Origin of the sequence: Psychrobacter immobilis (assembly GCF_904846225.1) — a bacterium.
GTDB classification, from domain to species: domain Bacteria; phylum Pseudomonadota; class Gammaproteobacteria; order Pseudomonadales; family Moraxellaceae; genus Psychrobacter; species Psychrobacter immobilis_F.
Genome location: NZ_CAJGZJ010000010.1, coordinates 72230 through 97042 on the forward strand (window position 1 = coordinate 72230; position 24813 = coordinate 97042).

The following is a 24813-nucleotide window of genomic DNA, read 5'->3' on the forward strand; positions in this document are numbered from 1 at the left end:
TAAAATTTAAGTCAATTAAAAAATGATAGGACAGGTATAGTATGAGTCGTGAAATCTTAACGGTAGTAGAAACTGTCAGTAATGAAAAGGGCTTAAATCCTGAAGATATCTTTGAAGCCATCGAAGATGCGCTAGTGGTATCGACCAAGAAAAAAGTATACACCGAACAGCCAGAAGTGGCCGTACGGGTTGCGATTGATCGAGCAACTGGCGATTATGATACCTATCGTTACTGGACAGTCGTTGCAGACGAAGACCATGAGATGCCTGCTTGTCAGCTTGCAATCACAGACCTTGACCAAGAAGAATGGTCAATTGGCGATATCAAAGAAGAGCAGATTGAATCGATTGAATTTGGTCGTATTGCTGCTACTCAAGCCAAACAGGTTATCATCCAAAAGATTCGTGAAGCTGAGCGTAATTTAGTCGCAGATGCTTTTGAGCCACGTGTTGGTGAGATGATGTATGGCGAAGTCAAAAAACAGACACGTGATGGCTATATTATTGATTTAGGTGACAATGCAGAAGGTTATTTGTCACGTGATCAGATGCTGCCACGTGAGCAATTACGCGCAAAATCACGTATCAATGCTATTTTATATCATGTCAACCGCGAAAATCGCGGTGCCCAGTTATTACTCTCTCGTACTCACCCTGAAATGCTTTCAGCGTTGATGCAGAAAGAAGTGCCTGAGATTGCAGAGCAAATCATTGAAATTCGTAATGTCGCTCGCTTACCAGGCACTCGTGCTAAAATAGCGGTGAAAACGAATGATCATCGTATCGATCCAGTAGGCGCTTGTATTGGTATGCGTGGTACACGTATCCAAGCAGTTCAGCAAGAGCTTGATGGTGAGCGTATCGATGTGGTTGTTTGGTCAGATGATCCAGCCCAATTTATCATCAGCTCTTTAGAGCCTGCTGATGTTAGTAGTATTATTTTAGATGAAGACGCTCAAACCGCTGATATTATCTTTAGCACCAATGATCAGTTGGCGCGTGCGATTGGCTCACAAGGTCAAAATGTACGTTTGGCTTCTGAACTAACGGGTTATAAGCTAAATATGATGTTAGAAGAAGAGTATCAACAGCGTCAAGAAAATGAATCCAAAGCGTTCATTGAATTATTCTATGAACGTTTAGAAGTAGACAAAGACCTAGCTCAAGCACTTGTAGATATCGGTTTTACCAGTATCGAAGAAGTGGCTTATGTACCCGTTGAAACTTTTTATGATATTGAAGGTCTAGACGACGAAGCGATTGAGATGATTCAAGAGCGTGCTAAAGAAGTGGTCATCGCTGATGAGCTGGTCAAGCAACAGAACATGAAAGAGCCAAGTCAAGAGCTTCAAGAGCTTGAAGGTATGACCGTTAATTGGGCCTATAAAATGGCACAAAAAGACATTATTACCGTTGATGATTTGGCAGAACAAGCCGTCTTCGATTTAGAAGATATCGAAGGTTTAGACTCTGAAACCGCAGGAAAACTCATCATGAAAGCTCGGGAATCTTGGTTCAATGAATAAGCGGTGACTGCATATCGCTGTCTTTTGGTGATATGCTATCGATAATAAAGTGCTGGTATGATTGTAGTAGTAAATGCAACCCATATCAGCCTTACCCCAATCATTTGTAGCCAACAACTGAATTGAACATATAGCAAATAATAGACAGTAGGTGATAATAAATGGCAGATAAGACCGTCAAAGAACTAGCAGATATGGTAGGCAAAACCGCAAGCGCTGTAAAACAGCAACTGGTGGATGCTGGACTGCCTGCTCGTGCAGAGGGTGACTTAGTCACCGAGCTTGAGCAAGAGAAGTTAGTGACGTATTTAAAGCAAAGTCATGGTCAGCAAGATAAGCGTCGTATTAGTCTTAAATCTAAAACGACCAGCACTGCGCGCGTGACTGGCTCTTCAGGGAAATCTAAGAGCGTAAATGTTGAAGTGCGTAAAAAGAAAGTATTCGAGAAGCCTGATCCAGAAAAGATGGCTGAAGATCTGGCTGCGCGTGAACAAGCGATGATTGAGTCGCAAGAACGCGCTGCCAAAGATGCTGAAGAGCGCGCTGCTGTTAAGAAAAAATCTGAAGAGCGTCAGGCAGCTACCTTAGCCGCTATGCGTGCAAGCTTAGGCTCTAGCAAAAAATCAGACGATAAGAACGACGATATCTCAACTTCAGTGGTTGTGAAGAAAGGCGGTAAAACGACAGTTGAAGTTAAGCCGAAAGAACAACCTAAGAAAAAAGTCGCTGCGACAAAACCAAAAGTCGAAACGGCCGCTGAGCGTAAAGCTCGCGAAACACGTGAGAAAGAAGAAACGCGTCTACGTGAAATCGAAACAGAAACACGCCGTACTCAGGCTGAAGAAGCTCAAAAGCGTACGCTTGAGCAAATGCGTAAAATGGCAGGTCAGTATACTGATCGTGAGCCTGTTGCTGAAGTTCGTAAAGACGAGCCACTAGCCGAAGGTTTGGTTGGTGATGCACTAGAAGAATCGTTTGAAAAAGAACGTCGTGAAATCAAGCGCGGTACAAGTACCACTAGTGCCCGTGGTCGCGGTCGTCGTAAGAATCAAGATGAGCGTGAAATGAAAAACCGCAAAAACGGTTTACGTTCAACGCAAGCGTCACAGCACAAATTTGAAAAACCTGTCGAAAAAATTGTTTATGATGTTGAGATTAGTGAGCATATTACTGTTGCAGATCTTGCTCAGCGTATGGCAGTTAAAGCTCGTGAAGTAACCAAATTGCTTATGAAAATGGGTGAAATGGCTCGAGAGTCAGACACTATTGATCAAGCGACAGCGAGCTTGCTTGTTGAAGAAATGGGTCACAATCCTGTACCAGTCAGTGATACCAAGGTTGAGGACGATCTACAAGACGCAGTTAACGAGCGCAGTAGTAACGTGCAAACGCGTCCACCAGTCGTGACTATCATGGGTCACGTTGACCATGGTAAGACATCATTACTAGATAAAATTCGTGCAACGAAAGTGGCAACAGGCGAAGCGGGCGGTATTACTCAACATATCGGTGCTTACCATGTAGAAACGGATCGTGGTGTTATTACTTTCCTTGATACTCCAGGTCACGCCGCCTTTAGTGCCATGCGTTCACGTGGTGCGCAAGCGACTGATATCGTTGTATTGGTCGTTGCTGCTGATGACGGTATGATGCCGCAAACAGTAGAAGCGATTGACCATGCACGTGCTGCGGGTACGCCAATTATTGTTGCGATTAACAAAATGGATAAGCCTGGCGCTGATCCTGATCGTGTCCTTAATGAGTTGACTTCAAAAGAAGTGATATCAGAAGAGTGGGGCGGTGACACACCAATGGCACGTATCTCAGCCAAAACTGGCGAAGGTATTGACGAGCTGTTAGAGTTTATTAGCCTACAAGCTGAGTTGATGGAGCTAGAAGCACCATTAGACGGCGCTGCGCAAGGTGTGGTTATTGAGTCAAGACTTGATAAAGGTCGTGGTCCAGTGGTTAGTGTCCTCGTCAAAAAAGGTACATTGAAGCAAGGTGATTTGGTCTTAGCGGGCGAGTATTACGGTAAAGTGCGTGCGATGACGGATGAACATGGTCAACGTATTCAATCAGCTGGCCCTTCTATTCCTGTAGAGATCTTAGGTTTGCCTGAAACACCTGCTGCTGGTAGCGAGTTCTTAGTCGTAACTGATGAGAAAAAAGCGCGTGAAGTGGCTGACTTTAGAACCAACCGTGAACGTGAGCGTCAACTTGAACGTCAAAATGCGATGCGTCTAGAGAGCATGTTCGATCAGATGGAACAAGGCAACGTCTCATTCTTGAATATTGTATTGAAAACAGACGTTCGTGGTTCACTTGAAGCATTACTTGCAGCGTTGAATGAGCTATCAACTGATGAAGTTAAAGTCAGAGTGATTAGTTCAGGTGTCGGCCCTATTTCTGAGTCTGATGTCACACTAGCAGAGTCTAGTGAAGCCGTATTGTTAGGCTTTAACGTCCGCGCAGATGCTACTGCACGTCGTAAAGCAGATTCTGCCAATATGGATATTCGCTATTATAGTGTTATCTATGGTTTGATTGACGATGTAAAAGCAGCAATGAGTGGTATGTTGGCTCCTGAACATCGCGAGAAGATTTTGGGTGTTGCAGACGTTCGTGAAGTATTCCGTTCTAGTAAGTTTGGTGCTGCTGCCGGTTGTATGGTGGTTGAAGGTACAATCTATCGCAACAAACCTATTCGTGTATTGCGTAATGACCAAGTTATCTTTACTGGTCAATTACAATCATTACGTCGCTATAAAGAAGACGTTAATGAAGTACGCACTGGTATGGAATGTGGTCTAGCCGTTCGTGGCTATGATGTCGAAGCTGGCGATAAGATCGAAGTCTTTGAAATTCAAGAGTTCGCACGTACTATCTAAAGTTACTGTTCGATGCAGGAAATCTAATCATACAATACGCTTAATCTGCTGAGTATGTTAGATATCCTTTTAGTATCAAGCTGTACTTAGGCCTAACAGGTACACCCTGCTAGGCCTTTTTTAATAAATATTTATTCTTAAATTTATTCACAAGCAAACATATTAATAAACCACATAAGCCATATTAAATACAAGGTAATCACATGAACCAACGTTTACAACGCTTAGCCGATCAGATTCAGCGTGAGCTTGCTGTTCTTATTCGCGATGAAGTGAATGACCCTCGTCTGACTGGTTTTGTCACTATTTCTAGTGTCAAAGTGAGTCCAGACTTAGGTTATGCTGATGTGTATGTCACCATCATGGAGCCAGAGCTTAATGATGCTATGACTAAGACCAATCATGAAGAAAGTGTCAAAGTATTGAACAAAGCAGCAGGGTTTTTACGTACTGAGCTAAGCCACAGTCTAAAAACACGCACCACGCCGCGCTTACGTTTTCATTATGATGAAGTCACTGCTCGCGGTAATTATATGATGGATTTGATTAGCCAAGCTGTCACTAAGACGGAACAAAATGAGAATGACGAGTAAGCAATCACTATGTCTATATCACCCAAACAAGCCGATAAAATAAAAGTATCTGGGGTTATCTTAGTAGATAAGCCAAAAGGTATGACCTCTCAGCAAGTGGTGTCAAAGGTGAAATATCTTTTTAAATCACCAAACCATGACAGTAAAAAGGCGGGTCATACGGGTACGCTTGATCCAATGGCAACGGGCCTACTGCCTATTTGTATGGGCGAAGCAACTAAATTTAGTCACTATCAATTGGATGCTGATAAATCCTATCAAGCCACTATTTTGCTCGGTGGTCAGACAGATACAGGTGATGCAGAGGGTCAAATCGTAGCGCAAGCGCCCATTCCAACATTTGATAATGCACTTTTAGATAAAGTTGCTCATCAATTTTTAGGTGCTCAGCAGCAGATACCACCGATGTATTCCGCTTTAAAAAAAGACGGTAAAAAATTATACGAATATGCCCGTGCTGGTATTGAAGTAGAACGCTCACCACGAGATATTGTTATCAAGGCGATTGAATTAAAAGCGCTTGATGCTGAGCAAATTCAATTGACGGTCACGTGCACCAAAGGTACTTACGTGCGCGTATTGGGCGAAGATATCGCCAAAGAAATGGGCACATTAGGGCATTTGATCGCGTTGCGACGTACACAAGTCGGCAACTTCAATATTGATGCTGCCATTGCGCTGTCAGAATTAGAAAAATTAGCATTTGATGACCGACAAGTACAGTTGATGCCAGTAGATGCTTGCATTAATATTGAAGCTGAGCTGACATTGACGACTGAACATTGTACTCGTATACATATGGGTCAACGCTTAAATGTGTTTGAACAGTTAACAGAATATTTGAAAGGTTATATGTCAGACAGAGTTGATAGCCAATCATTTATTAATAATAGTGATCAAAGTACTCGTTCTGATATCAGTATTGATGATGATTCTGATGTCGAAAATCTTTCCCATGACACCCAGCCTTTGAGGCATGAGATACCTGTAGATATACGGCTGGTTGATGAAGATGGGGAGTTTCTTGGTTTGGGGGCGGTCAGTCTCAATGGTCGATTACAGCCCAAAAAACTGATCCAGCGTTAGTATGCTCTTTCTAAAAACACTAATATTTATCCTTTAGTTAACTTACTAAGAGTTTACACTAATCACATATCATCACATTTTATTGCAGGTTTCGCCTATAGTGAAACATGCTTTTTTTGTATATTAGATTCACCAGCCAAGGAGAGCTGAATAAAATAATAATTAGAATGGGAAATTAAAAAATAAGGATGTCTGTCGAAAGGAACTATCAACAATAATAAAGCCGCTATCAATAACAAAAAGAAGTCTATTAATAATAAAAAAAATTAAAAAACGTACCGTCAAACTATAATCATAAATACATAATAAAAAACTATGCTTTTATAAAAAATATCTGACAAATGATGTCTAATAAGAAAAAGGAATATTATGAAAACGATTGTATTTTTACTGCACAATAATTTTGAACAAGCCGAATATGAAGACGTCAATAACCAATTAAAAGAGAAGGGTTATAAGACTATTCTTATTACTACCAATAAAGAAAAACAAGTGCAAGCAATGCAGCAGGACGTTGACAAAGGCGATACCTTTACTGCTGATATTTTTGCAACAGAAGCAAACGTTGATGACTATGATGCGTTAGTATTGCCAGGTGGTACTGTCAATGCAGACACTATACGTGGCAATGAAGAAGCTCACAGTATTATTAATGCCATCAACGATGCGGGCAAAACGTTGGCCGCTATCTGTCATGCTCCTTGGGCACTTATTAATACTGGTATTGCTAAAGGTAAAACACTGACTGCTTATCAGTCTTTGCAAACTGATCTAGAAAATGCTGGTGCCAATTTCGTAGACAAAACGGTGCAAGTAGACGGTAACTTGATTACTTCACGCAATCCAGACGATATCAAAAATTTCGTCGAAGCGATTGATAAAGCCCTTTCTTAATTGGCTTTATCGTCCATAGATTCACTTCATTTATAATTAAAACTAAGGATAATATTATGTCAAACTCTAATCCAAATGATACTAAAATTGAACAACAACGCGCTGAATCAGCTGAAGCGGCACTAAAGAGCCAAACTGAAGGTAACCATACAGAAGATTCTGAAGCGGCAGCAGATCGTATCGCTGATAACCTAAAAAACGCGAAAGAAGATAAATAATACTTCACACAAATTGCAAATTACCTGTCATTAATTAAGAGGTAGCTTTATGAGTACTGTATCCAAAGACGAGCAAGAACAACAGATTCAGAATCTTGCAGATGATATCAATCCTAGTGAAGATACCACTCCTGATAGTTTGGCCGAAGCCACTACTGCGCCTCTTGCTGATGATGAATTGGGCGGTAATGCTAATGAAGATGATGTGAAAAAGTAACTTAACAGAATCTTTTAATGTCATATCACTGTAAAACTATTATGAAAAACTGCTGCTAGTTCAGCAGTTTTTTGTTATAATTGCCGTCACATTTAAATTAGGTCTTTAGAGTGCGCTGGTTACTTAGCCCACTGCTTGAAGCAGATGAATGAGTTGAGCCACTATCTGGCTTATTTTTAAATGGTTTTATCATACATTGAGCTTGTCGTACACTAGGTCAACTCTAGTAATGCAGGGTTGTCCTGAATGGCGTACAAGTTACTTTATTTACTATTCTATGGCTTTTAAGATGGCTTAAATTTGAGTACATCTTGGAGCTTTTAGCATTGCCGGAGATATTTATGCTAACTAATACCGATCGTGAACAAATCATTTCTCAGTACCAGCGCGGCGAAAATGACACTGGTTCTCCAGAAGTTCAAGTAGCTTTGTTGAGTGCACGTATTAACGATTTGCAGAACCATTTCAAAGCGCACAAAGCTGATCATCATAGCCGTCGCGGTCTTATCCGTATGGTTAACACCCGTCGTAAATTGCTTGATTACCTAAAAGGTAAAGATTTAGGTCGCTATACCACTCTTATTAGCCAGTTAGGTCTACGTCGTTAATTTAGCGACAATGGTACGAGTGGTTTCTAAGATGAAGGACGCCATTATATGGCATTGTTGTTTTAGATTGTTTGCTACGCCGCTTGGAACTTGCTTGCTGATATTGATAAAATAGATTTTTCTAAAAACGGTGTGGAATAGTTTCACGCCGTTTTTTTATGCTTATTAATATTGATAGTTACGCTTAAATAGCTTGAGCCGCTGTAACTACCTGGTAGCAACTTATAAAATAGTGAAGAAGCCGATACTCATTTATCTTCATGCTAATGACCAATAAGTAACAGGCACGCTGTTTTGTAATTGATTGGTCAACGCCTATAAATCCCTGTAAAATAATGGATTGTGAGTTGTATAGTAAAATTACGGTTCGTACAGTAGCTAGCTACAATAATTATTTATAGAATAACCAACACAAATCTAAGTGCGTTTAGAGGTTAAATTACCATACACATGTGTAGTGTGTGCCAAGAAAGTCCTTTTTGATAGATTGTATAATACAATCTACAATGAACGAATAAATACACAGAATAGTACAATGTCTATGACGGATATAGACAGATAACTAAGTAAAGATATTGAGCGCAATTGATAGATTTTTTAATAAGAAATTTAGCAATTAGCCGTTTTGTACAAAGAATTTTAATGACAGATATCAGCTTTTCATGACGCTGGTATTACTTTAGTCAGTCAACATTAGGAATATTATATGACAATGTTCAACACTATTAAGCGTGAATTCCAGTATGGCAACCAACAGGTTGTTATTGAAACTGGTCGCATTGCACGTCAAGCAAACTCAATTTTAGTTCATATGGGCGGCGTGACGGTGCTAGTAGCAGCCGTTGTAAAGTCTGATGCTAAAGAAGGCCAAAACTTCTTTCCACTCACTGTGAACTATCAAGAAAAAATGTATGCAGCAGGTAAAATTCCTGGTGCCTATGGCAAACGTGAAGGCCGTGCGAGCGAATTTGAAACATTAACGTCACGCTTGATTGACCGTCCGATTCGTCCGCTATTTCCTGAAGGATATGTGAACGAGATCCAAATTACTGCCACCGTTGTTTCATCAGATAAGACTCAGTCTGCAGATATCGCTGCACTGATCGGTGCCTCAGCTGCCTTGGCAATCTCTGACGCGCCATTCAATGGTCCTGTTGCTGCTGCCCGTGTTGGTTTCATTAACGGTGAGTATGTACTTAACCCAACGATTGAACAGCTCAAAGAAAGTGATCTTGATTTAGTCGTTGCTGGTACCAAATCTGCGGTATTAATGGTTGAATCTGAAGCGGCAGAGCTTTCAGAAGATCAGATGCTAGGTGCGGTATTATATGGCCATCAGCAACAACAAATTGTCATCGATAACATTGCTTCAATGGCAGAAGAGATTGGTACGGCTAAGCAGCAGTACACTGCACCTGTACGTGATCAGGCGTTAGAGACCAGCATGAAAGCGCAGTTCGGCGAGCAAGTGGCTGATGCGTACACCATTACTGATAAGCAAGCACGTTACACGAAGCTTGATGAGATTAAGCAATCGATTATCGATGCGCTGGCTGGTGATGCTGAATCAGAAAACTATGCTGATACCGTATCTGAGCTTAAAGAAATCTACAACGACCTTAAGTATCGTACGGTTCGTGACAATATTTTGTCAGGTAAGCCACGTATTGATGGTCGCGATCTTGAGACCGTTCGTGCCCTTGATGTACAAGTTGGTGTGTTGCCATATACGCATGGTTCAGCGTTATTTACTCGCGGTGAGACGCAAGCATTGGTTACGACTACGCTTGGTAACAGCCGTGACGTCAATATGATTGACTCGCTAGGTGGTACGATTCGTGATCATTTCATGCTGCATTATAATTTCCCGCATTTCTCTGTTGGTGAAACCGGTCGTGAAGGTATTCCAAAACGTCGTGAAATTGGCCATGGTCGCCTAGCGCGCCGCGGTGTACAAGCGATGTTGCCAGATAGCGAACGCTTCCCGTATGTTATCCGTGTGGTATCAGAGATTACTGAATCAAATGGCTCGTCTTCTATGGCGTCTGTTTGTGGTGCAAGTTTGGCATTGATGGATGCTGGCGTACCAATTAAAGCACCAGTTGCTGGTATCGCGATGGGTCTGGTTAAAGAAGGCGAGCGTTTCGCTGTTTTATCAGACATCTTAGGTGATGAAGATCATCTTGGCGATATGGACTTTAAAGTGGCTGGCTCTAAAGACGGTATCACAGCGCTTCAGATGGATATCAAAATCGAAGGAATTACGCCTGATATCATGGAGCAAGCGCTTAAGCAAGCTCATGCTGGTCGTATCCATATCCTAGACGCGATGAACCAAGTATTGCCAGAAAGCCGTACTGAAATCAATGCTCACGCCCCTAACTATGCGGTTATCGAAATCAACCCAGATAAGATTCGCGACGTAATCGGTAAAGGCGGCGCGATGATTCGTCAGCTAACCGAAGAAACGGGTGCGGTTATCGATATCGATGACGGTGGCACGATTCGTATCTTTGGTGAAAACAAAGCGGCAACCAAAGCAGCTATCGGTAGAATCGAAGCGTTAACTGCTGAAGTTGAAGTCGGCAAAACTTATGAAGGTACGGTTGCTCGTATCGTTGACTTCGGCGCTTTTGTGAACGTTTTACCGAACACTGATGGTTTGGTTCATATCTCACAAATCGCAGAAGAGCGCGTAGAAAACGTATCAGACTATTTAAAAGAAGGTCAGATCGTTAAAGTCTTCGTTCAAGACGTCGATAACCGTGGTCGCATTAAACTGACGATGAAAGGTATCGAGCAAAACTAATTTTTGACAATTGGTTTGTTCTAGTTATTTAGTTTAGCTATTTAAAAACCGTTTTGAGAGGCTTGTAATGAGTACTCAAGGCGGTTTTTTTATGGGCGGAAAAAAGAGCGCTGAAATTCGCAATGAGTTTATATAGTCAAAAAATGATAAAAGCGCGACAGTATTGCTAGAATGAATTTTTCGAAGCCTCTGTCTGTAACGGCACAGCAAGTGAGAAAAATTTATATCAGTAGTATCTGACGATTGATGTATCGATTTAACTTTTCACAGACTATATGTTGATATCTTTAGGAAGATGGATATCGATACGAAGCTTTGGCAAATCCTGTAGCCGCTGGGTCAATAAGGGTAAAGTATCCGCATACCAATCCAAAGGAGCTGGCTTTTCAGTATCAAGTGCACCAATTGCATAATCTCGCGCATTATTAAAGACAAGAGGGCGGGCAAGTAACGCGATCCTACGAATACCTTGATAGTGAATGAGAGCGAAAAGCTGCTGTTGCAAATCTATTAAAGCAATATTAAGCCAGCGTAATCGTAGTGGATGATAAGGGTGAGCTGATACCACAAGATTGGCGATATGACTTGGCTGGTTACTATTGCTACTGATGCCAAGTCCAGCTTGTTCAAGTGAGCGTTTATGCAGCAAACAACTACCCACATTGAGACTGCCATCACGGCAAGCACGATAGTAAGATTGGTAATTATCAGGAAATAAGGTCTTAGCACGTATAAGCACAGGATCTAAAAGAACTCCTGCCGTATTGACTGGTAAAATAAGCAGCTGCGCACGACTATTTAAAATAGGGGCATGTGTTAGTTGTAAAATAGCCATCACCAGCCCCTTTATAAAAAATTATATGATTACTCTACAGAATTCTGCTGAGTGTTATTCGCTTCTAGCTCAGCAATTTGTTGTTCAAGTAGGGCAATCTGTTTTGCTTTCATTTCAGTCAACTGTTTATTCATAGCCAGTTGTTCAGCAGCCAATTTTTCTTGCTCAGCCAAGCGTTGACGCTCATCTTCTAAACGATCAATCTCTTCTTTGGCGAGACTGTCTGTTTCTGGTAAGGGAGCGTTTAAGACAGTATCGGGGTCAAGTATCTGATTATTTGAAGTGTCAGAAGAGATGGTGCTTTCATTTGGCGTACTTTCATTTGACGTCGTATCATTTGTCATATTCTCTAACGGCATAGAATCAGAGGTTGCTACATCGGTTTGTGCCGTGATCGATGGTGAGGTTTTGATAGGAAGGGTATCAGTATCAGGCGAGATACTTTTCCAGATTAAGTAACCAATCAATAGCGCTGCCAATAAAGCGATTAGCCACCATTTTTGATGAAATTTAGCAGAAGTTTTTTCTGATAATTCAGTAGCTAGAGGCCGCACTTTTTTACGATTCATACGAAAGTCAATTTATGGCAAAAATGTAAGTAGACATACTATAACAAACTCAAAATAAAAAGCCTATCTATTGTATAGATAGGCTTTAAGTACTATTAAATGACAACGCCGTTAATGAAATTTTGAATATTGCTACTAAATTTTAGGATTTAAATTTGACCGTACCACTGGTGCCAGTCACCATCGCATCACGTGCCAGCTGATCTTCAAGATGGTTTTTGGCGCTGATAGCATCAGGGTCAGGACGATGCTCTGTATGATCACACTGAGTGCATTCGATATATTCATCAGGCACTGGTGTGACGATATTCACTTGCACTATCGCATCCATCGTCTGACATTTAGGACAACGAACGCCTGCCAAAAACTGACGCTTGGGGCGTGACGACTGATACCGCATTTAAATCACCTCATGAGTCGTTTGCGCATTTGCGGCATTGCTATTTTTAGCGTTAGCAAAACCGTTGTGACGCAATAGAGCATCGATACTGGCACTACGACCCCGGAAGTTCTCAAAATTGGTCTTGGCTGGGAAACTCCCGCCAACGGAGAGGATAGTGTCACGGAACGCTTTGCCCGTTGCTGGGTTAAAAATGCCATCTTCTTCGAACTTACTAAAGGCATCAGCAGAAAGTAGCTCTGCCCATTTATAGGAATAATAACCTGCGGCATAGCCACCGGCAAAGATATGGCTAAACCCATTGGCAAAACGGTTATAGTCAGGCGTCTGCATAATGGCGATATCGCTGCGCACTGAATTTAGTGTCGCTAAAATGCCTTGGTAATCAAGCGCTGGCGTATGCGCGTGAATCAACAAATCAAAAAGAGCAAACTCGATTTGACGCAGCGTTTGTAATCCGCTTTGGAAGTTTTTAACCGCTAATAACGCGTCCAGCTTGTCTTTGGGTAACGCATCACCTGTCTCGACATGACTGCTGATAAGCGCAATACCCTCAGCATCCCATGCCCAGTTTTCCATAAACTGACTGGGTAACTCGACGGCATCCCATTCCACACCATTGACACCAGCGACATCACCAACGCTCACTTGCGTTAATAAATGATGTAGACCATGACCGAACTCATGGAACAAGGTCAGTACCTCATCATGCGTCAATAAACTTGGTTTACCATCAAGTGCTGGCGTGAAGTTGCCAACCATAAAGCAAACAGGCAGCTGTTGATGGTCTTGCTCTTCATAAATATAACGAGATTGAAAACCACTCATCCATGCGCCGCCACGCTTACCACTACGGGCAAATAAGTCAAAGTAAAAACCGCCAAGCAAGTTGTCGTCAGCATCAAATAATTCATAAAAGCTTGCATCGTCATGCCAGCGCGATACCGCTTGAATATCTGCACTTTCACTGTTCTGCGGTTTCGCCTTGATACCGTATAGACGTTCTACAATTGCAAATAAGCCACTGACGACTTTTGGTAAGGGGAAGTAGGGACGAATCTCTTCTTGCGACAAGCTAAATTCACTTTGTTTTACTTTTTCAGCGATATAAGCGCTATCCCATGGCTGCAATTCATCAATGCCATAATCGTTTGCAACCTTTTGCAGTTGGGCTAAATCTTGTTCGGCCGCCGGAGTCGCTTGTACTGCCAAATCACGTAAGAACGTTTCAACTTCCATTACGCTGTCTGCCATTTTGGTCGATAACGAGACTTCTGCATAATTGGCAAACCCTAATAGCTTGGCTTTTTGTTCACGTAATTGCAGGATTTGACTCATGATATCGGCGTTGTTCAGTGACTCACCTTTGCTATTGGTATGTTCATCAAATTCTGAGGCACGGGTGACATAAGCGCGGTACAGTGTCTCACGCAAGCTGCGATCATTAGCGTGGGTCATAACAGCCAAGTAAACAGGAATGTTCAAATTCGCGACATAGTAAGGCGTCGGTAAGGCATCAATTGCTTGTTGCGTGAGTACGCCGCTGGCAAGCGCGTGTGCTTTGTATTGTTCGCCTGCATCTGCCAGTAGAGCGAGACCGCTATCTGTCAAACCTGCCAACTGCTGCTCATGAACTGGTAGGGCATAGGCTTGAGTGGCATCCAAAACATGATCAGAAAAAGTGGCTGATAAAGTTGAGAGTTCACTTTGAATCGCCGCAAATTTTTCTTGCTCAGTTTTAGGTAACGCCACCCCTGATAATTCAAAACTCCGTAGTGCCAGCTCAATTGCACGGGCACGTGCAGGGTCAAGGGCGTCAAAAAACGTTTTATCCTCAACGATAGCTTGATAACGGCTAAATAGCAGCTGATGCTGTCCCACACGCGTGCCATAAGCAGAGAGCTTAGGCAGCAGTTCATGGTGTACATGGCGAGTCTTATCGTCACTCATCACGCTATTTAAGTGCGACAAAATACCCCAGCTGCGATCCAATGCTACATTAAGATGATCAAAGGCCATCACATCGGCTAAGGCTTGTTTGGCACTAATATCAATATTATCGCCGCCGTCTGTCATTTTATCTAGAAATAGATTGGCGTCATCGATAGCGTTGATAACTTTGTTTTGCAAGGCGCTTGGCGTAGCATGAGCAAAGTCAACAAGGTGTAAATCTGGAGAAATAGAGGTCATAAAGGTATCCGCTTGTCATGAATGAATAGATTATTATTGAGTAGAGTGGTAGTGGATTTATCTTAAAGCCGATACAGTGCGACAGCGAATGCATATTTTTAGAATAATAGGTTCACAGTCTCTGTGTTATTAGCAAGCAAAATTGATACTAGTCGCACTGTGCTTGTTTTATAGTGGATCGACTATAGCGCATTATCTGGTCGCTTACTGTTTTGTATATAGGATATATAAAAGATGGGTTCATTTGATAAAAATACAACCTACGTGGTTACAATCTCAGAATAGAGGCATTATGGCATCGATAAAAAATCGCTCCAAAACAAATCAGTTTGTTTTCTAACAATATAGAGTGCTCTACTTACAAACCGCTATCATTTGCTTGCAAATTAACCCTACAGCGTGTCAAGTTCAGCTGTTAGCATCAGTGTAATGGAGTGTGAATATCAACTACTTATAATCTAACGTTCATTAGTGCTAAAAACGAAAAATATCTAAAAATGAAGAACATAGCAGTGGTTAAACAATCTGATTAATGTATATAAGCAAGTGCATGTAAAAAACGACAATGTATATAAAAGACAATGTATATAAAAAACCACAACGATAAAATAAATGATAAAAAAACAAGGAGCAGTATATGAAAGCGACTCTCAAAAGTTTACGTCAAACCAAAGCCAACCCAGCAGTCAGTATTTTCGTTAAGACGCATCGCGCCCATCCCGCTAACGATCAAGACCCAATTGCCCTAAAAAACCAATTAAAAGTAGTCGAAGAACGGCTTACCAAAGAATATGATAAGCGTACAGCGACCACCATACTAGAAAATATCCACGCAAAAACCAATGAGTTAAATCATAATTATAACCTTGATACTCTAGCGATATTTGCCAGTACAGATGATGTACAAATCATCCGTATGCCTATTGATACCAAAGAACGCGTTGTCATCTCAAACCGTTTTGTGACCCGTGATCTAGTGCGTGATATGGCAAGTGCCGTTCATTATTACACCGTGGTACTGACTCGTGATAATGCTCGCTTGATCGAAGCTTCTAATGATCGTTTCGTTAAAGAGTTCGATAAAGACGATAGTGCGCAAAATAATATGGAAAATATCCCATTCCCTGTCGAAAACAACGGTCTTTATACGACTGGCGACGGTGGTTCGGATCGCTCATCAAACAATGAAAGCGGTTATCTAAAAGAGTTCTTTAACCAAGTCGACAAAAGCGTTCAAGAGCTATGGGGCGAACATAAAATGCCTTTGGTTGTCGTTGGTGATGCCAAAAACATTGGCTACTATAAAGAAGTCTGTGATCGTCCAGATAACATCATTGCGACGGTATCAAATGCGACCAATTTAGAAGATGGGAGCGCGCAGCATATTATTGACAGCGTTCAAGAAGCGGTAGAGGGATATCGTACCTCGCTACATCAAGCGGCTATGGGTGAAATTGATAAAGCTCGCGGCGCAAACATGTTGCAGACGGATCTACAAGAAGTCTATCGTAGTGCTTTCCAAGGGGTAGGTGAAACGCTTTATGTTCGTCGCGGCTATATGCAATCAGCCACTATTGATGAAGAGGCGCAAACGTTGAGTGTTGCAGATGATGTCACCACAGAAGGCGTTACTGATGATGCTATTGGCGAGATCATTGAGCATGTGATTCATAATGGTGGTAAAGCGGTATTTATGCCACAAGATATCATGGGTGAAGATCAACCCATTGCGCTTGTGACTCGTTATTAATCACGTATGCCGTCTATTGATGACAGTCGTTGATAAATTAGCCATCAATAGAATATAGGTATAACATGAGGGCATTGTTTCGATAAGAATCAATGCTCTTTTTACATCAACGCATTGTTATATTTTGATTTCTTTTAATAGCAATTTTGATAAACCAGCTATATCAATTCTTATCCTATAGATACTGAGTGTATGATTAATAAAATGATGACTACAACCTCTTTTGTCCTAACCAGCTATAACATTCATAAAGGCATGTCGCCGATGAATCGCCAAGTCAAAATACAGGGTATCGCTAAAGCCCTTGAAATTATTGGCTCTGATGTGCTGTGTCTGCAAGAAGTGCAAGGTCAAAACCTCAAGCGCAACATGCAATATAACGAATATCCCGACCAGTCACAGCACGAGTGGTTTGGTGAGTATCTACAGCTGCAAAATAGCTACGGCAAAAACTCAGAATATGAAAACGGTCATCATGGCAATGCAGTACTCAGCCGCTTCCCTTTAGATCCAAAACATAACGTTAATATCACCGTTAACAAGCTTGAGCAGCGTGGTGTCTTACATTGTGAGGTGCAGCCTCTTGGTTGGGAGAGACCTGTTGTCGTACTGTGCGCTCATCTGAATCTATTGGAACGTGATCGTGTCAAGCAATATGAGGCCATCGCCAACTATGTGCGCAATGAGATTGATCACGATCAACCATTGATCTTGGCAGGTGATTTTAATGATTGGAAGAAAATGTCTTGCGATAAGCTTGCGACCAGCTTGGGTATGACCGAGGCATTTAGGCACTGTCATGGCAAGCTATTACCAACGTTTCCAGCCAAGTTGCCTGTACTCAGTTTAGACCGTATTTATGTACGCAACTTAAGGGTGAAAGACGCTTGGGTACACACGGGAAAACCTTGGTCATCATTGTCCGATCATCTGCCAATCAGTGCGGAGATTGTCCCTTTATAATGGCGTCTTAATTCGCTATAAAATAATCCGCCACAAACGCATCATAGAAGTTTGATACCATAAGGTGTCAATTAAAAAATGGCACACAAAAATAAATGAATAAATATAAGGATATATAACCATGTCTACTCTTTCTAATAATCAAATACCAACGACCCAACATTCCGTTCTTATTCGCGAATTTGGCGAACCCGATGTCATGAAATATCAAGATGGGGTTGATATTCCTGAGTTGCAGGACGATCAAGTCTTGGTAAAAGTTGCTTATGCGGGCATTAACCCAGTCGACTATAAAACGCGCCAAGGCAAAGGCTGGGGTGCAGAGATGATTCGACAAGCGAAATTTGTGAATAATGAGCCAACGATTTTAGGCTTTGATGTTTCAGGGGAAGTTATCAGCAGTAATAGCAAGCAGTTTGCGGTCGGTGATAAAGTTGCAGCGCTTACCTTTAATGGTGGCTGCTATGCTGAATATGTAGCAGTCGATGCCAAGCTGCTGGCAAACGTGCCAGAGTCCGTTAGCTTAGAGCAGGCAGGTGCGTTGCCTTGCATTGGACAGACGGCGATACAGTTTATAGAATTTGCCGATATCAAGGCAGGCGAGCATGTGGTGATGAATGCACCAGCGGGCGGTGTTGGTCATCTATTGATTCAATTATTGATGAAAAAGATGGCAGAAGATGACATTAAAGTCACGGTTATTTGCTCACCTGAGAAGTATGCCAAGCTTGATGAATTGATAGATACGAGCAAGTTGACTGGTTGGATTGATTATACCAAAGAGACAGAATTTCCTGATTTGCAAGCCGATGTGCTTTTAGATCTGGTCGGTGATGAGGCAGGCGTGCGTGCGTTGAGTGTACTCAAGTCTGGCGGACGCGTGAATGTGCTACCGACTATTTGGGTCGATAAGCTCAAAGAAGCGGGCAAGCAAAAAAGCTTAGAGGTAGCGGGTTATAAAGCGCAACGTAGTGGCGAAGACATGGCGCGAGTTCTACAGCTGGTGGCAGATGGTGAGCTGACCTTGCAGATTCAACAGACATATCCGTTGTCAGAAGTCGTTGCTGCTCATCATGAACTACAAAAAGGCGATGCTTTCGGTAAGATTGTTTTAGAAGCTCGCTAAACCGTCAGTATTTTTCGAAACGTCAGGCTAATGCGTCCATCTGAGACAGATTTGGTTTTGGTGATCGTATGCTTCCAAAAGTTTTGTGTATCGCCATGCATGACGACTAGCTGACCAGACTCAAGATGAAGCTCGACTTTATCTTGAGTTTTTTTATGCTTCAAGACAAATTTTCGTGTGGCACCCAGTGATAAAGACGCGATAATTGGCTGATAACCCAGCTCCTTTTCGTCGTCAGCATGATAGCCCATGCCATCTGACCCAGACGGATAGTAATTAAGGAGACACGAATTAAAATCCACCTTAATATCGATATCAATTAGTGATTTTTCGACCAATCGTTTCACGTGAAACACGGTATCTGACCATGGAATGGCTTGACGCGCATGCCCAGAATAATGGTAGTTAGCATCTTCCTCACCCATCCAGACGATTTGGCGAGTCGTGACATGCGTTTTACCAAACAACGTTACGACGTCAGCCTGCCACGGTAACTCGTTTAAAAGGGTTTCATAAAGAGCATTAGACTTATCAATGACAATACCCAAATCATTGACGTTGCCATCATAGGGCAGCACATTGTCGGTTGGTTCGGGCGCAAAAAGATCAGTCATCGCTTGAGTATTTTTTTAATCATTATTTTAACTGTCTTCACCCAAGAAGCCACCACTTTGGCGATGCCATAACCGAGCATAAACGCCATTTAATTCGAGTAGTTCATCATGGCTGCCTTGTTCGATAATACGACCTTTATCCATAACCACCAGTCTATCAAGTGCGGCGATAGTAGACAGACGATGGGCGATGGCAATGACTGTTTTGCCTGTCATAATGTCATTTAGGCTTTCAGTAATGGCAAACTCAATCTCAGAATCCAAGGCGCTGGTCGCTTCATCTAATAATAGAATCGGCGCGTTTTTTAGCATGACACGTGAGATGGCGATACGTTGACGCTGACCACCAGATAGTTTGACCCCGCGTTCACCCACTTGGGTATCAAGTCCATGATGGCCTTTATCATCATATAAATCCTTGATGAATTCCCATGCTTGCGCTTGCTTGGCGGCAATGACAATATCTTCATCGGTAGCATCAGGACGACCGTAAGCGATGTTTTCGCGGATAGTACGGTGTAGCAATGAAGTGTCTTGGGTTACCATCCCAATCTGCTGTCGTAAGGAGTCTTGAGTCACCTCATCAATCGCTTGCCCATCAATAAAAATCTTGCCCGTATCGACATCAAAAAATCGCAGCAGTAGATTTACTAAGGTTGATTTTCCTGCCCCTGAACGGCCAACTAGACCGATTTTTTCACCCGCTTTTATGTCCAAATAAAAGTTATCTAGCAGCTTATTGTTTGAGGCTACGAGGGCGCTTTGCATCGTATTGATTTCATCAAGGTGTTCCCCCTCGATGTCGCCACTGTCTTTGCCTTCATAACTAAAATCAACATGGTCAAAAACAATACGCCCGTCAGTGACTTCGATGCGTGGCGCATTTGATTGATCTAAGATGGCTTGCGGTGCGGATAGGGTGCGCATACCGTCTTGTACAGTACCGATACTTTCAAAAAGACTGGCAGTTTGCCACATAATCCAGTGAGTCAAACCGTTCAGACGCAGGGCCATCGCGGTCGCAGCAGCAATTGCGCCGACACCAACGGCGCCTTGTTGCCATAAATATAAACCAATAGCAGCCGTACTACTGACCAAAATGATACTAATAAGATGGGTCGATACTTCTAAAAAGCTAACCCAGCGCATTTGCGCATGGACGGTTCCTAAAAATTGCCCCATGGCATTTTGCGCATATCCCAGCTCACGGCGTGAATGGCTGAAGAGCTTGACCGTCATAATATTGGCATAAGCATCCGTAATGCGCCCCGTCATTAACGCACGAGCATCAGCTTGTACAACGGCGGTTTGTTTGAGTTTGGGAATAAAATACCAAATAGTTAACGCGACCAAGACGAGCCAAATGATAAATGGGATCAATAATAGACTGTCTAGATTGAATAAAATGACACCTGAGGTGATAAAATAGACGGCGACATACATAAACATGTCGGTGACCGTCATGACGGTATCACGCACTGCCAGCGCGGTTTGCATCACTTTTGCTGAGACGCGCCCCGAAAACTCATCCTGATAAAACTGCATTGACTGCCCAAGCATACGCTGATGAAAACGCCAGCGCATTTGCATTGGAAATACGCCTTGCAAAGTTTGAAAATGAACAAACGATGACAACGCAATCCAAAATGGACTTAGTATCATGACTGCTAGCATCAGCAGTAACATATCGCCCTTTTCGGTCCAAAAGGCTTGCGGAGTATAAGTACCGAGCCAATCGACGATATTACCCACCCAAGCAAATAGCATGGCTTCATAGATACCAATACCAGCGGATAAAATCATAAATAAAAGTAACCAGCCGCGCAGACCTTGGGTACACGCCCACATAAATTTCAGCATGCCATCATTAGGTGAAGGCAGCGGCATAGGAGTGCTAGGAAAGGCGGGTAGGCGATTTTCAAAAAAACGAAATAGAGCATTCATAGGCAATAGTAGAACATCAATAGCAATACGCCAAGAAAAACGCTTACAAGCGTTATCTTGAGCTTTTATATCGGTGGATAATAGGTATGTTAATAAACAGGCAGACCATTTTAGCAAAACTTCGTAATAGCCTTGCATGCTAATTGTAATTTGCCAATCACAAGGTGTCGATAGATATCATTACTTAGCACAATACGGATAAAAAATAGTCATAAATAAATTGCTGTATAAGAAATATTTTGTTACATTCTATGGTTTTAATCTGTTTGGTGGTCTTGGTTTTATTTTTATAATCATTAACGTATATAAAATCTAAGTGAATTTACGTCACGACTTATTCTTAGCGGTCATATAGTAATCACGCAAAAATTTCGATTTTAAAAGGTAGCAGCGAATGATGTATTTAACGATAGCGGTGCTTTGTAGTGTCGCCGTCTCAGTGCTCTTAAAAATATTACGTCAAAAAAATATAGATATTCGCCAGACTATCGTCGCTGGTTATCCAGTGGCTTTTCTGTTGACATGGCTTTTATTAAAGCCTGATGTCAGTGCGATCAATACGCTTGGCGGCGCGTGGGGTATTATTATCGCTCTTGGTATATTGCTGCCAGCCGTGTTTATCATTCTTGGACGCACCATTGAGGCGGTCGGTATGGTGGCAACCGATGCAGCACAACGCCTGTCGTTAATTATTCCAATCGTGGCCGCTTTCCTATTGTTTGGTGAAGTGTTAACGGGTACACGTATCTTCGGATTATTATTAGGATTTTTGGCACTAGGCGCTTTGGTTTATCGTCCACAGCATGCTGATATTAGCGAAAAAGCCAAACGTACACCGCTTTGGTTATTTGGTGTGTGGGCAGGATATGGCTTTATCGATATCTTATTTAAGCAAGTTGCCAAGCAGGGTACGGCCTTTCCGCTCACGTTATTTGTCAGTTTTGGCTTGGCAGGATTATTGTTATTTATTTACCTGCTGGTCACTCGCGTACGCTGGCAAGGAAACGCCCTCGTAGCGGGATTATTATTAGGAGCGCTTAACGTGGGAAATATTTATGCGTATGTGCGTGCGCATCAAGTATTGTCCGAGTCACCTAGTATCGTCTTTACTGGTATGAATGTCGGTGTCATCGCTGTCGCTACACTGATTGGTGTCGGCGTGTTTAAAGAGACGCTTAACCGCATTAATATCATAGGTTTATTGCTAGCTATTTGCTGTGTAGGGGTGTTGTTTCTTGCCTAATAGCGCCTAATAGCGCCTGATGCTATGGACATTTTCATTTAAGAGTGACCATATCATATGTTTTGTTCACTTATTCTATATAGGCACGCAGGCCGTCATATGGTAAGGTTAGGCGCAATCAAATATTATTAATTTAGATGGGATATAACGTCAATGGAATACGAAAAACAATTAAAACGTGTAAAAAATGGATTAGGATTCATTGCGGCACTCGACCAAAGCGGTGGCAGCACGCCAAAAGCGTTGGAAACTTATGGGGTGAGTAGTGATGATTATGACAGTGATGAGTCTATGTTTGACGTAGTGCACGAAATGCGTGCCCGTATCATTACGTGCGATACTTTCGATAACGAGCGTGTGCTTGGGGCGATTTTATTTGAAGACACCATGGAGCGTGAAGTCGATGGTAAGCCAACGGCGAATTATCTATGGGAAGAAAAAAATATCGTTCCGTTCTTAAAAGTGGATAAGGGTTTGGCGGAGCATATGAGCGGCGTGCAAGTCATGCGTCCGATGCCTGATTTAGATGCGCTATTGGATAAAGCAAAGAACTATCCAGTATTTGGCACCAAAATGCGCTCTGTGATTTATGAGCCAAACGTCGATGGTATTGAGCTGGTCGTACAGCAGCAGTTTGATGTCGCAAAACAAATTATCTCAAAAGGTTTGATGCCAATAGTCGAGCCAGAAGTCGATATCAATAGTGATAAAAAGCATGAGTCAGAGCTAATACTCAAAACCAATCTCTTGCGTAATCTTGAGCGTTTAAGTGATGATCAGCAAGTCATGTTGAAACTGACGTTGCCTGAAGAAGCAGGGTTTTATCAAGAACTGATTGACCATCCAAAAGTACTCAAAGTAGTTGCTTTATCAGGTGGTTATAGCCGTAGTGATGCATGCGCTAAGCTGAAGCAAAACCCCGGTATGATTGCCAGCTTCTCACGTGCCTTTACAGAAGGCTTGAGTAAGCAACAAAGCGATGAAGAATTTGCTGCTACTATTGATACCTCTATCCAAGAGATTTATGAGGCGTCGAAAGTTTAGTTTGATTGATTTTAAATAAAAGTAAAAGCAGTACTCAAAAAAAAGCTTGAACCCAGAATAACTGAGTTCAAGCTTTTTTGTTTATGAGCAGATTAACTATTAGAAGGTGATTTGAAGCGAAATACTAGCGCCTTGATCATCATAGTTCTCGCGCCATTCACCGCGATAGCCTGCGGATAGAGTGGTCTTAGCAGTGGGCATATAGCTGACGCCAATACCTGCGATACCAATTTCGCGTCCGACCTCTTGGCCAATAGTCGTGAAGTCATTATCAGGCATACCAATAAAGCTTGCGGTAACGTCGGATCGTTGATCGCCATTTTCAATAGCAGCTGCTAATTGTCCTGTAATAGCAAATTGCGGCGTAAGATTCTGTGACATTTTTAGACCTGCTGTCCAGCGCATAGATTCGTATTTGTTTTCATCGACAGCTAAATTATAAACGCCCGCACCTGTTTCACGATAGCTATCGCTCTCTGCTTGAGCGTAACTTACTTGTGCAAAAGGTGTCACATGGCGTTGCTCGTTACCAATACGATGACCAACACCCAAACCGGCTTGCAAGGTATCAACGTCGTAGTCAGAACGAGCTATAGCATCCGTTAAGATAGATAATTTTCGCTCGCCTTTGACTGAGCTTCTACCAGCACCAACATGGAAATTCACGTCCGTGGCATCACTCGCCGCATAATTGCCGTAACCCAAGACTTGCCAGTTTTTGGCAGTCAATTTATGATCGAGGCGGCTGCCATCAGTATCGGCATCAGTATCAATATAAGATACCGCTACGCCTAAGTTAAGGTCGCTGTTTATCGGCGTATCTAGGCCAACAATAGCGCCATAGCTGTCCGCTTCATAGCCTGTAACGCCGTTTTCTGCATCATGACTGCCTGTATTACCGATAAGTTTTGCCCAAACATTTCGCTCTGTTGTAGTTGGACGATGCTCAGAAATGGCCTCACTCGCTGCATAGTTGGTATCTGTAATAATACGGTTGGTTGCACCCATGAACAAGGGTTGCAGTTCGTTCGCTGCGCCAGAGAGCTGCGCTTGAGTAAAGTTAGTGGTATCGCTGATTAGGCTATCTGCCAATTTATTACTACCATTTGCTAGCCGGTCTTGGATGGCGTTGTCTAGGGCATAAGCAATACCTAAATCATTTCGGTTAAATTGGCTATTGACAGCATCTACGAAGACTGTGTAATCATCCGTTGGCGTTGGCGTTGGCGTTGGCGTTGGCGTTGGCGTTGGCGTTGGCGTTGGCGTTGGCGTTGGCGTTGGCGTTGGCGTTGG

General features: G+C 42.4%; 21 protein-coding genes. 14 read left to right on the forward strand and 7 right to left on the reverse strand.

Annotated features, from left to right (window positions below; translation table 11 throughout):
• The first annotated feature begins 41 nt into the window (after positions 1-41).
• From nusA to pnp, 9 genes are all read left to right on the forward strand, one after another.
• The gene (nusA, locus tag JMX48_RS08535; protein ID WP_201536673.1) at positions 42-1526 is read left to right on the forward strand and encodes a transcription termination factor NusA; all 1485 of its coding nucleotides are present in this window, start codon (positions 42-44) and stop codon (positions 1524-1526) included.
• Between the two features lie 161 nt (positions 1527-1687).
• Entirely contained in the window at positions 1688-4417 is a 2730-nt protein-coding gene (gene infB, locus JMX48_RS08540) for a translation initiation factor IF-2 (RefSeq protein WP_201536676.1), read from the forward strand.
• A gap of 203 nt (positions 4418-4620) precedes the next feature.
• On the forward strand, positions 4621-5010 hold the full coding sequence (locus JMX48_RS08545) for a ribosome-binding factor A (protein WP_201536679.1): 390 nt from the start codon (positions 4621-4623) through the stop codon (positions 5008-5010).
• Positions 5011-5019: 9 nt separating this feature from the next.
• Complete coding sequence (truB, locus tag JMX48_RS08550) at positions 5020-6096, forward strand: tRNA pseudouridine(55) synthase TruB (protein WP_201536682.1); 1077 nt, start codon at positions 5020-5022, stop codon at positions 6094-6096.
• A 369-nt stretch (positions 6097-6465) separates the two neighbouring features.
• Positions 6466-6990: a type 1 glutamine amidotransferase domain-containing protein gene (locus tag JMX48_RS08555; protein WP_201536685.1), complete on the forward strand. Its 525-nt coding sequence runs from the start codon at positions 6466-6468 to the stop codon at positions 6988-6990.
• A 56-nt stretch (positions 6991-7046) separates the two neighbouring features.
• A complete protein-coding gene (locus JMX48_RS08560) occupies positions 7047-7208 on the forward strand; it encodes a hypothetical protein (RefSeq protein ID WP_201536688.1) in 162 nt (53 codons plus the stop codon).
• 49 nt (positions 7209-7257) lie between these two features.
• Positions 7258-7425 carry a hypothetical protein gene (locus JMX48_RS08565; protein ID WP_201536691.1) on the forward strand — a complete coding sequence of 56 codons (168 nt, stop codon included), beginning with the start codon at positions 7258-7260 and terminating at the stop codon, positions 7423-7425.
• 341 nt (positions 7426-7766) lie between these two features.
• The gene (gene rpsO, locus JMX48_RS08570) at positions 7767-8033 is read left to right on the forward strand and encodes a 30S ribosomal protein S15 (RefSeq protein ID WP_025652581.1); all 267 of its coding nucleotides are present in this window, start codon (positions 7767-7769) and stop codon (positions 8031-8033) included.
• Between the two features lie 706 nt (positions 8034-8739).
• Complete coding sequence (gene pnp, locus JMX48_RS08575; protein ID WP_201536693.1) at positions 8740-10842, forward strand: polyribonucleotide nucleotidyltransferase; 2103 nt, start codon at positions 8740-8742, stop codon at positions 10840-10842.
• 271 nt (positions 10843-11113) lie between these two features.
• Here the strand turns inward: pnp and JMX48_RS08580 are convergent, their stop codons facing one another.
• The 4 genes from JMX48_RS08580 to JMX48_RS08595 form a co-directional block, all read right to left on the reverse strand.
• Positions 11114-11677, reverse strand: a complete 564-nt coding sequence (locus JMX48_RS08580) for a hypothetical protein (RefSeq protein WP_201536696.1) — start codon at positions 11675-11677, stop codon at positions 11114-11116.
• Between the two features lie 29 nt (positions 11678-11706).
• Positions 11707-12246, reverse strand: coding sequence for a hypothetical protein (locus tag JMX48_RS08585; RefSeq protein WP_201536698.1), 540 nt, complete (start codon positions 12244-12246; stop codon positions 11707-11709).
• A 142-nt stretch (positions 12247-12388) separates the two neighbouring features.
• Complete coding sequence (locus JMX48_RS08590; protein ID WP_201536700.1) at positions 12389-12646, reverse strand: YheV family putative metal-binding protein; 258 nt, start codon at positions 12644-12646, stop codon at positions 12389-12391.
• On the reverse strand, positions 12647-14836 hold the full coding sequence (locus JMX48_RS08595) for a M3 family metallopeptidase (protein WP_201536702.1): 2190 nt from the start codon (positions 14834-14836) through the stop codon (positions 12647-12649). It abuts the gene before it with no gap.
• 637 nt (positions 14837-15473) lie between these two features.
• On the opposite strand from JMX48_RS08595, the gene JMX48_RS08600 reads away from it, so the two are divergent.
• The 3 genes from JMX48_RS08600 (at position 15474) to JMX48_RS08610 (ending at position 18675) form a co-directional block, all read left to right on the forward strand.
• Positions 15474-16586, forward strand: coding sequence for a hypothetical protein (locus JMX48_RS08600; protein ID WP_201536704.1), 1113 nt, complete (start codon positions 15474-15476; stop codon positions 16584-16586).
• A 207-nt stretch (positions 16587-16793) separates the two neighbouring features.
• Positions 16794-17549 (forward strand): endonuclease/exonuclease/phosphatase family protein, encoded by a 756-nt coding sequence (locus JMX48_RS08605; protein ID WP_413786355.1) that lies wholly within the window; start codon positions 16794-16796, stop codon positions 17547-17549.
• Between the two features lie 121 nt (positions 17550-17670).
• Entirely contained in the window at positions 17671-18675 is a 1005-nt protein-coding gene (locus tag JMX48_RS08610) for an NADP-dependent oxidoreductase (protein WP_201536709.1), read from the forward strand.
• Here JMX48_RS08610 and JMX48_RS08615 read toward each other — a convergent pair.
• Both JMX48_RS08615 and JMX48_RS08620 read right to left on the reverse strand, forming a co-directional pair.
• On the reverse strand, positions 18672-19289 hold the full coding sequence (locus JMX48_RS08615; RefSeq protein WP_201536711.1) for an alpha-ketoglutarate-dependent dioxygenase AlkB family protein: 618 nt from the start codon (positions 19287-19289) through the stop codon (positions 18672-18674). The genes JMX48_RS08610 and JMX48_RS08615 overlap by 4 nt on opposite strands.
• A gap of 27 nt (positions 19290-19316) precedes the next feature.
• The gene (locus tag JMX48_RS08620) at positions 19317-21233 is read right to left on the reverse strand and encodes an ABC transporter ATP-binding protein (protein ID WP_201536727.1); all 1917 of its coding nucleotides are present in this window, start codon (positions 21231-21233) and stop codon (positions 19317-19319) included.
• A gap of 394 nt (positions 21234-21627) precedes the next feature.
• Here JMX48_RS08620 and JMX48_RS08625 point away from each other — a divergent pair, with 394 nt between their 5' ends.
• Both JMX48_RS08625 and JMX48_RS08630 read left to right on the forward strand, forming a co-directional pair.
• Positions 21628-22476, forward strand: a complete 849-nt coding sequence (locus tag JMX48_RS08625) for an EamA/RhaT family transporter (RefSeq protein ID WP_201536713.1) — start codon at positions 21628-21630, stop codon at positions 22474-22476.
• Between the two features lie 153 nt (positions 22477-22629).
• The gene (locus JMX48_RS08630; protein ID WP_201536715.1) at positions 22630-23520 is read left to right on the forward strand and encodes a fructose bisphosphate aldolase; all 891 of its coding nucleotides are present in this window, start codon (positions 22630-22632) and stop codon (positions 23518-23520) included.
• Positions 23521-23619: 99 nt separating this feature from the next.
• On the opposite strand, the gene JMX48_RS08635 is transcribed toward JMX48_RS08630, so the two are convergent.
• Positions 23620-24813: autotransporter outer membrane beta-barrel domain-containing protein (locus JMX48_RS08635; RefSeq protein WP_201536717.1), on the reverse strand; the 1194-nt coding region annotated here is incomplete at its 5' end.

What these genes read in the sequence shown, in the direction of transcription:
- nusA (WP_201536673.1), top strand. Translation starts at nt 42, where the DNA reads ATGAGTCGTGAAATCTTAACGGTAGTAGAAACTGTCAGTAATGAAAAG.
- infB (WP_201536676.1), top strand. Translation starts at nt 1,688, where the DNA reads ATGGCAGATAAGACCGTCAAAGAACTAGCAGATATGGTAGGCAAAACC.
- JMX48_RS08545 (WP_201536679.1), top strand. Translation starts at nt 4,621, where the DNA reads ATGAACCAACGTTTACAACGCTTAGCCGATCAGATTCAGCGTGAGCTT.
- truB (WP_201536682.1), top strand. Translation starts at nt 5,020, where the DNA reads ATGTCTATATCACCCAAACAAGCCGATAAAATAAAAGTATCTGGGGTT.
- JMX48_RS08555 (WP_201536685.1), top strand. Translation starts at nt 6,466, where the DNA reads ATGAAAACGATTGTATTTTTACTGCACAATAATTTTGAACAAGCCGAA.
- JMX48_RS08560 (WP_201536688.1), top strand. Translation starts at nt 7,047, where the DNA reads ATGTCAAACTCTAATCCAAATGATACTAAAATTGAACAACAACGCGCT.
- JMX48_RS08565 (WP_201536691.1), top strand. Translation starts at nt 7,258, where the DNA reads ATGAGTACTGTATCCAAAGACGAGCAAGAACAACAGATTCAGAATCTT.
- rpsO (WP_025652581.1), top strand. Translation starts at nt 7,767, where the DNA reads ATGCTAACTAATACCGATCGTGAACAAATCATTTCTCAGTACCAGCGC.
- pnp (WP_201536693.1), top strand. Translation starts at nt 8,740, where the DNA reads ATGACAATGTTCAACACTATTAAGCGTGAATTCCAGTATGGCAACCAA.
- JMX48_RS08580 (WP_201536696.1), bottom strand. Translation starts at nt 11,677, where the DNA reads ATGGCTATTTTACAACTAACACATGCCCCTATTTTAAATAGTCGTGCG.
- JMX48_RS08585 (WP_201536698.1), bottom strand. Translation starts at nt 12,246, where the DNA reads ATGAATCGTAAAAAAGTGCGGCCTCTAGCTACTGAATTATCAGAAAAA.
- JMX48_RS08590 (WP_201536700.1), bottom strand. Translation starts at nt 12,646, where the DNA reads ATGCGGTATCAGTCGTCACGCCCCAAGCGTCAGTTTTTGGCAGGCGTT.
- JMX48_RS08595 (WP_201536702.1), bottom strand. Translation starts at nt 14,836, where the DNA reads ATGACCTCTATTTCTCCAGATTTACACCTTGTTGACTTTGCTCATGCT.
- JMX48_RS08600 (WP_201536704.1), top strand. Translation starts at nt 15,474, where the DNA reads ATGAAAGCGACTCTCAAAAGTTTACGTCAAACCAAAGCCAACCCAGCA.
- JMX48_RS08605 (WP_413786355.1), top strand. Translation starts at nt 16,794, where the DNA reads ATGACTACAACCTCTTTTGTCCTAACCAGCTATAACATTCATAAAGGC.
- JMX48_RS08610 (WP_201536709.1), top strand. Translation starts at nt 17,671, where the DNA reads ATGTCTACTCTTTCTAATAATCAAATACCAACGACCCAACATTCCGTT.
- JMX48_RS08615 (WP_201536711.1), bottom strand. Translation starts at nt 19,289, where the DNA reads ATGACTGATCTTTTTGCGCCCGAACCAACCGACAATGTGCTGCCCTAT.
- JMX48_RS08620 (WP_201536727.1), bottom strand. Translation starts at nt 21,233, where the DNA reads ATGAATGCTCTATTTCGTTTTTTTGAAAATCGCCTACCCGCCTTTCCT.
- JMX48_RS08625 (WP_201536713.1), top strand. Translation starts at nt 21,628, where the DNA reads ATGATGTATTTAACGATAGCGGTGCTTTGTAGTGTCGCCGTCTCAGTG.
- JMX48_RS08630 (WP_201536715.1), top strand. Translation starts at nt 22,630, where the DNA reads ATGGAATACGAAAAACAATTAAAACGTGTAAAAAATGGATTAGGATTC.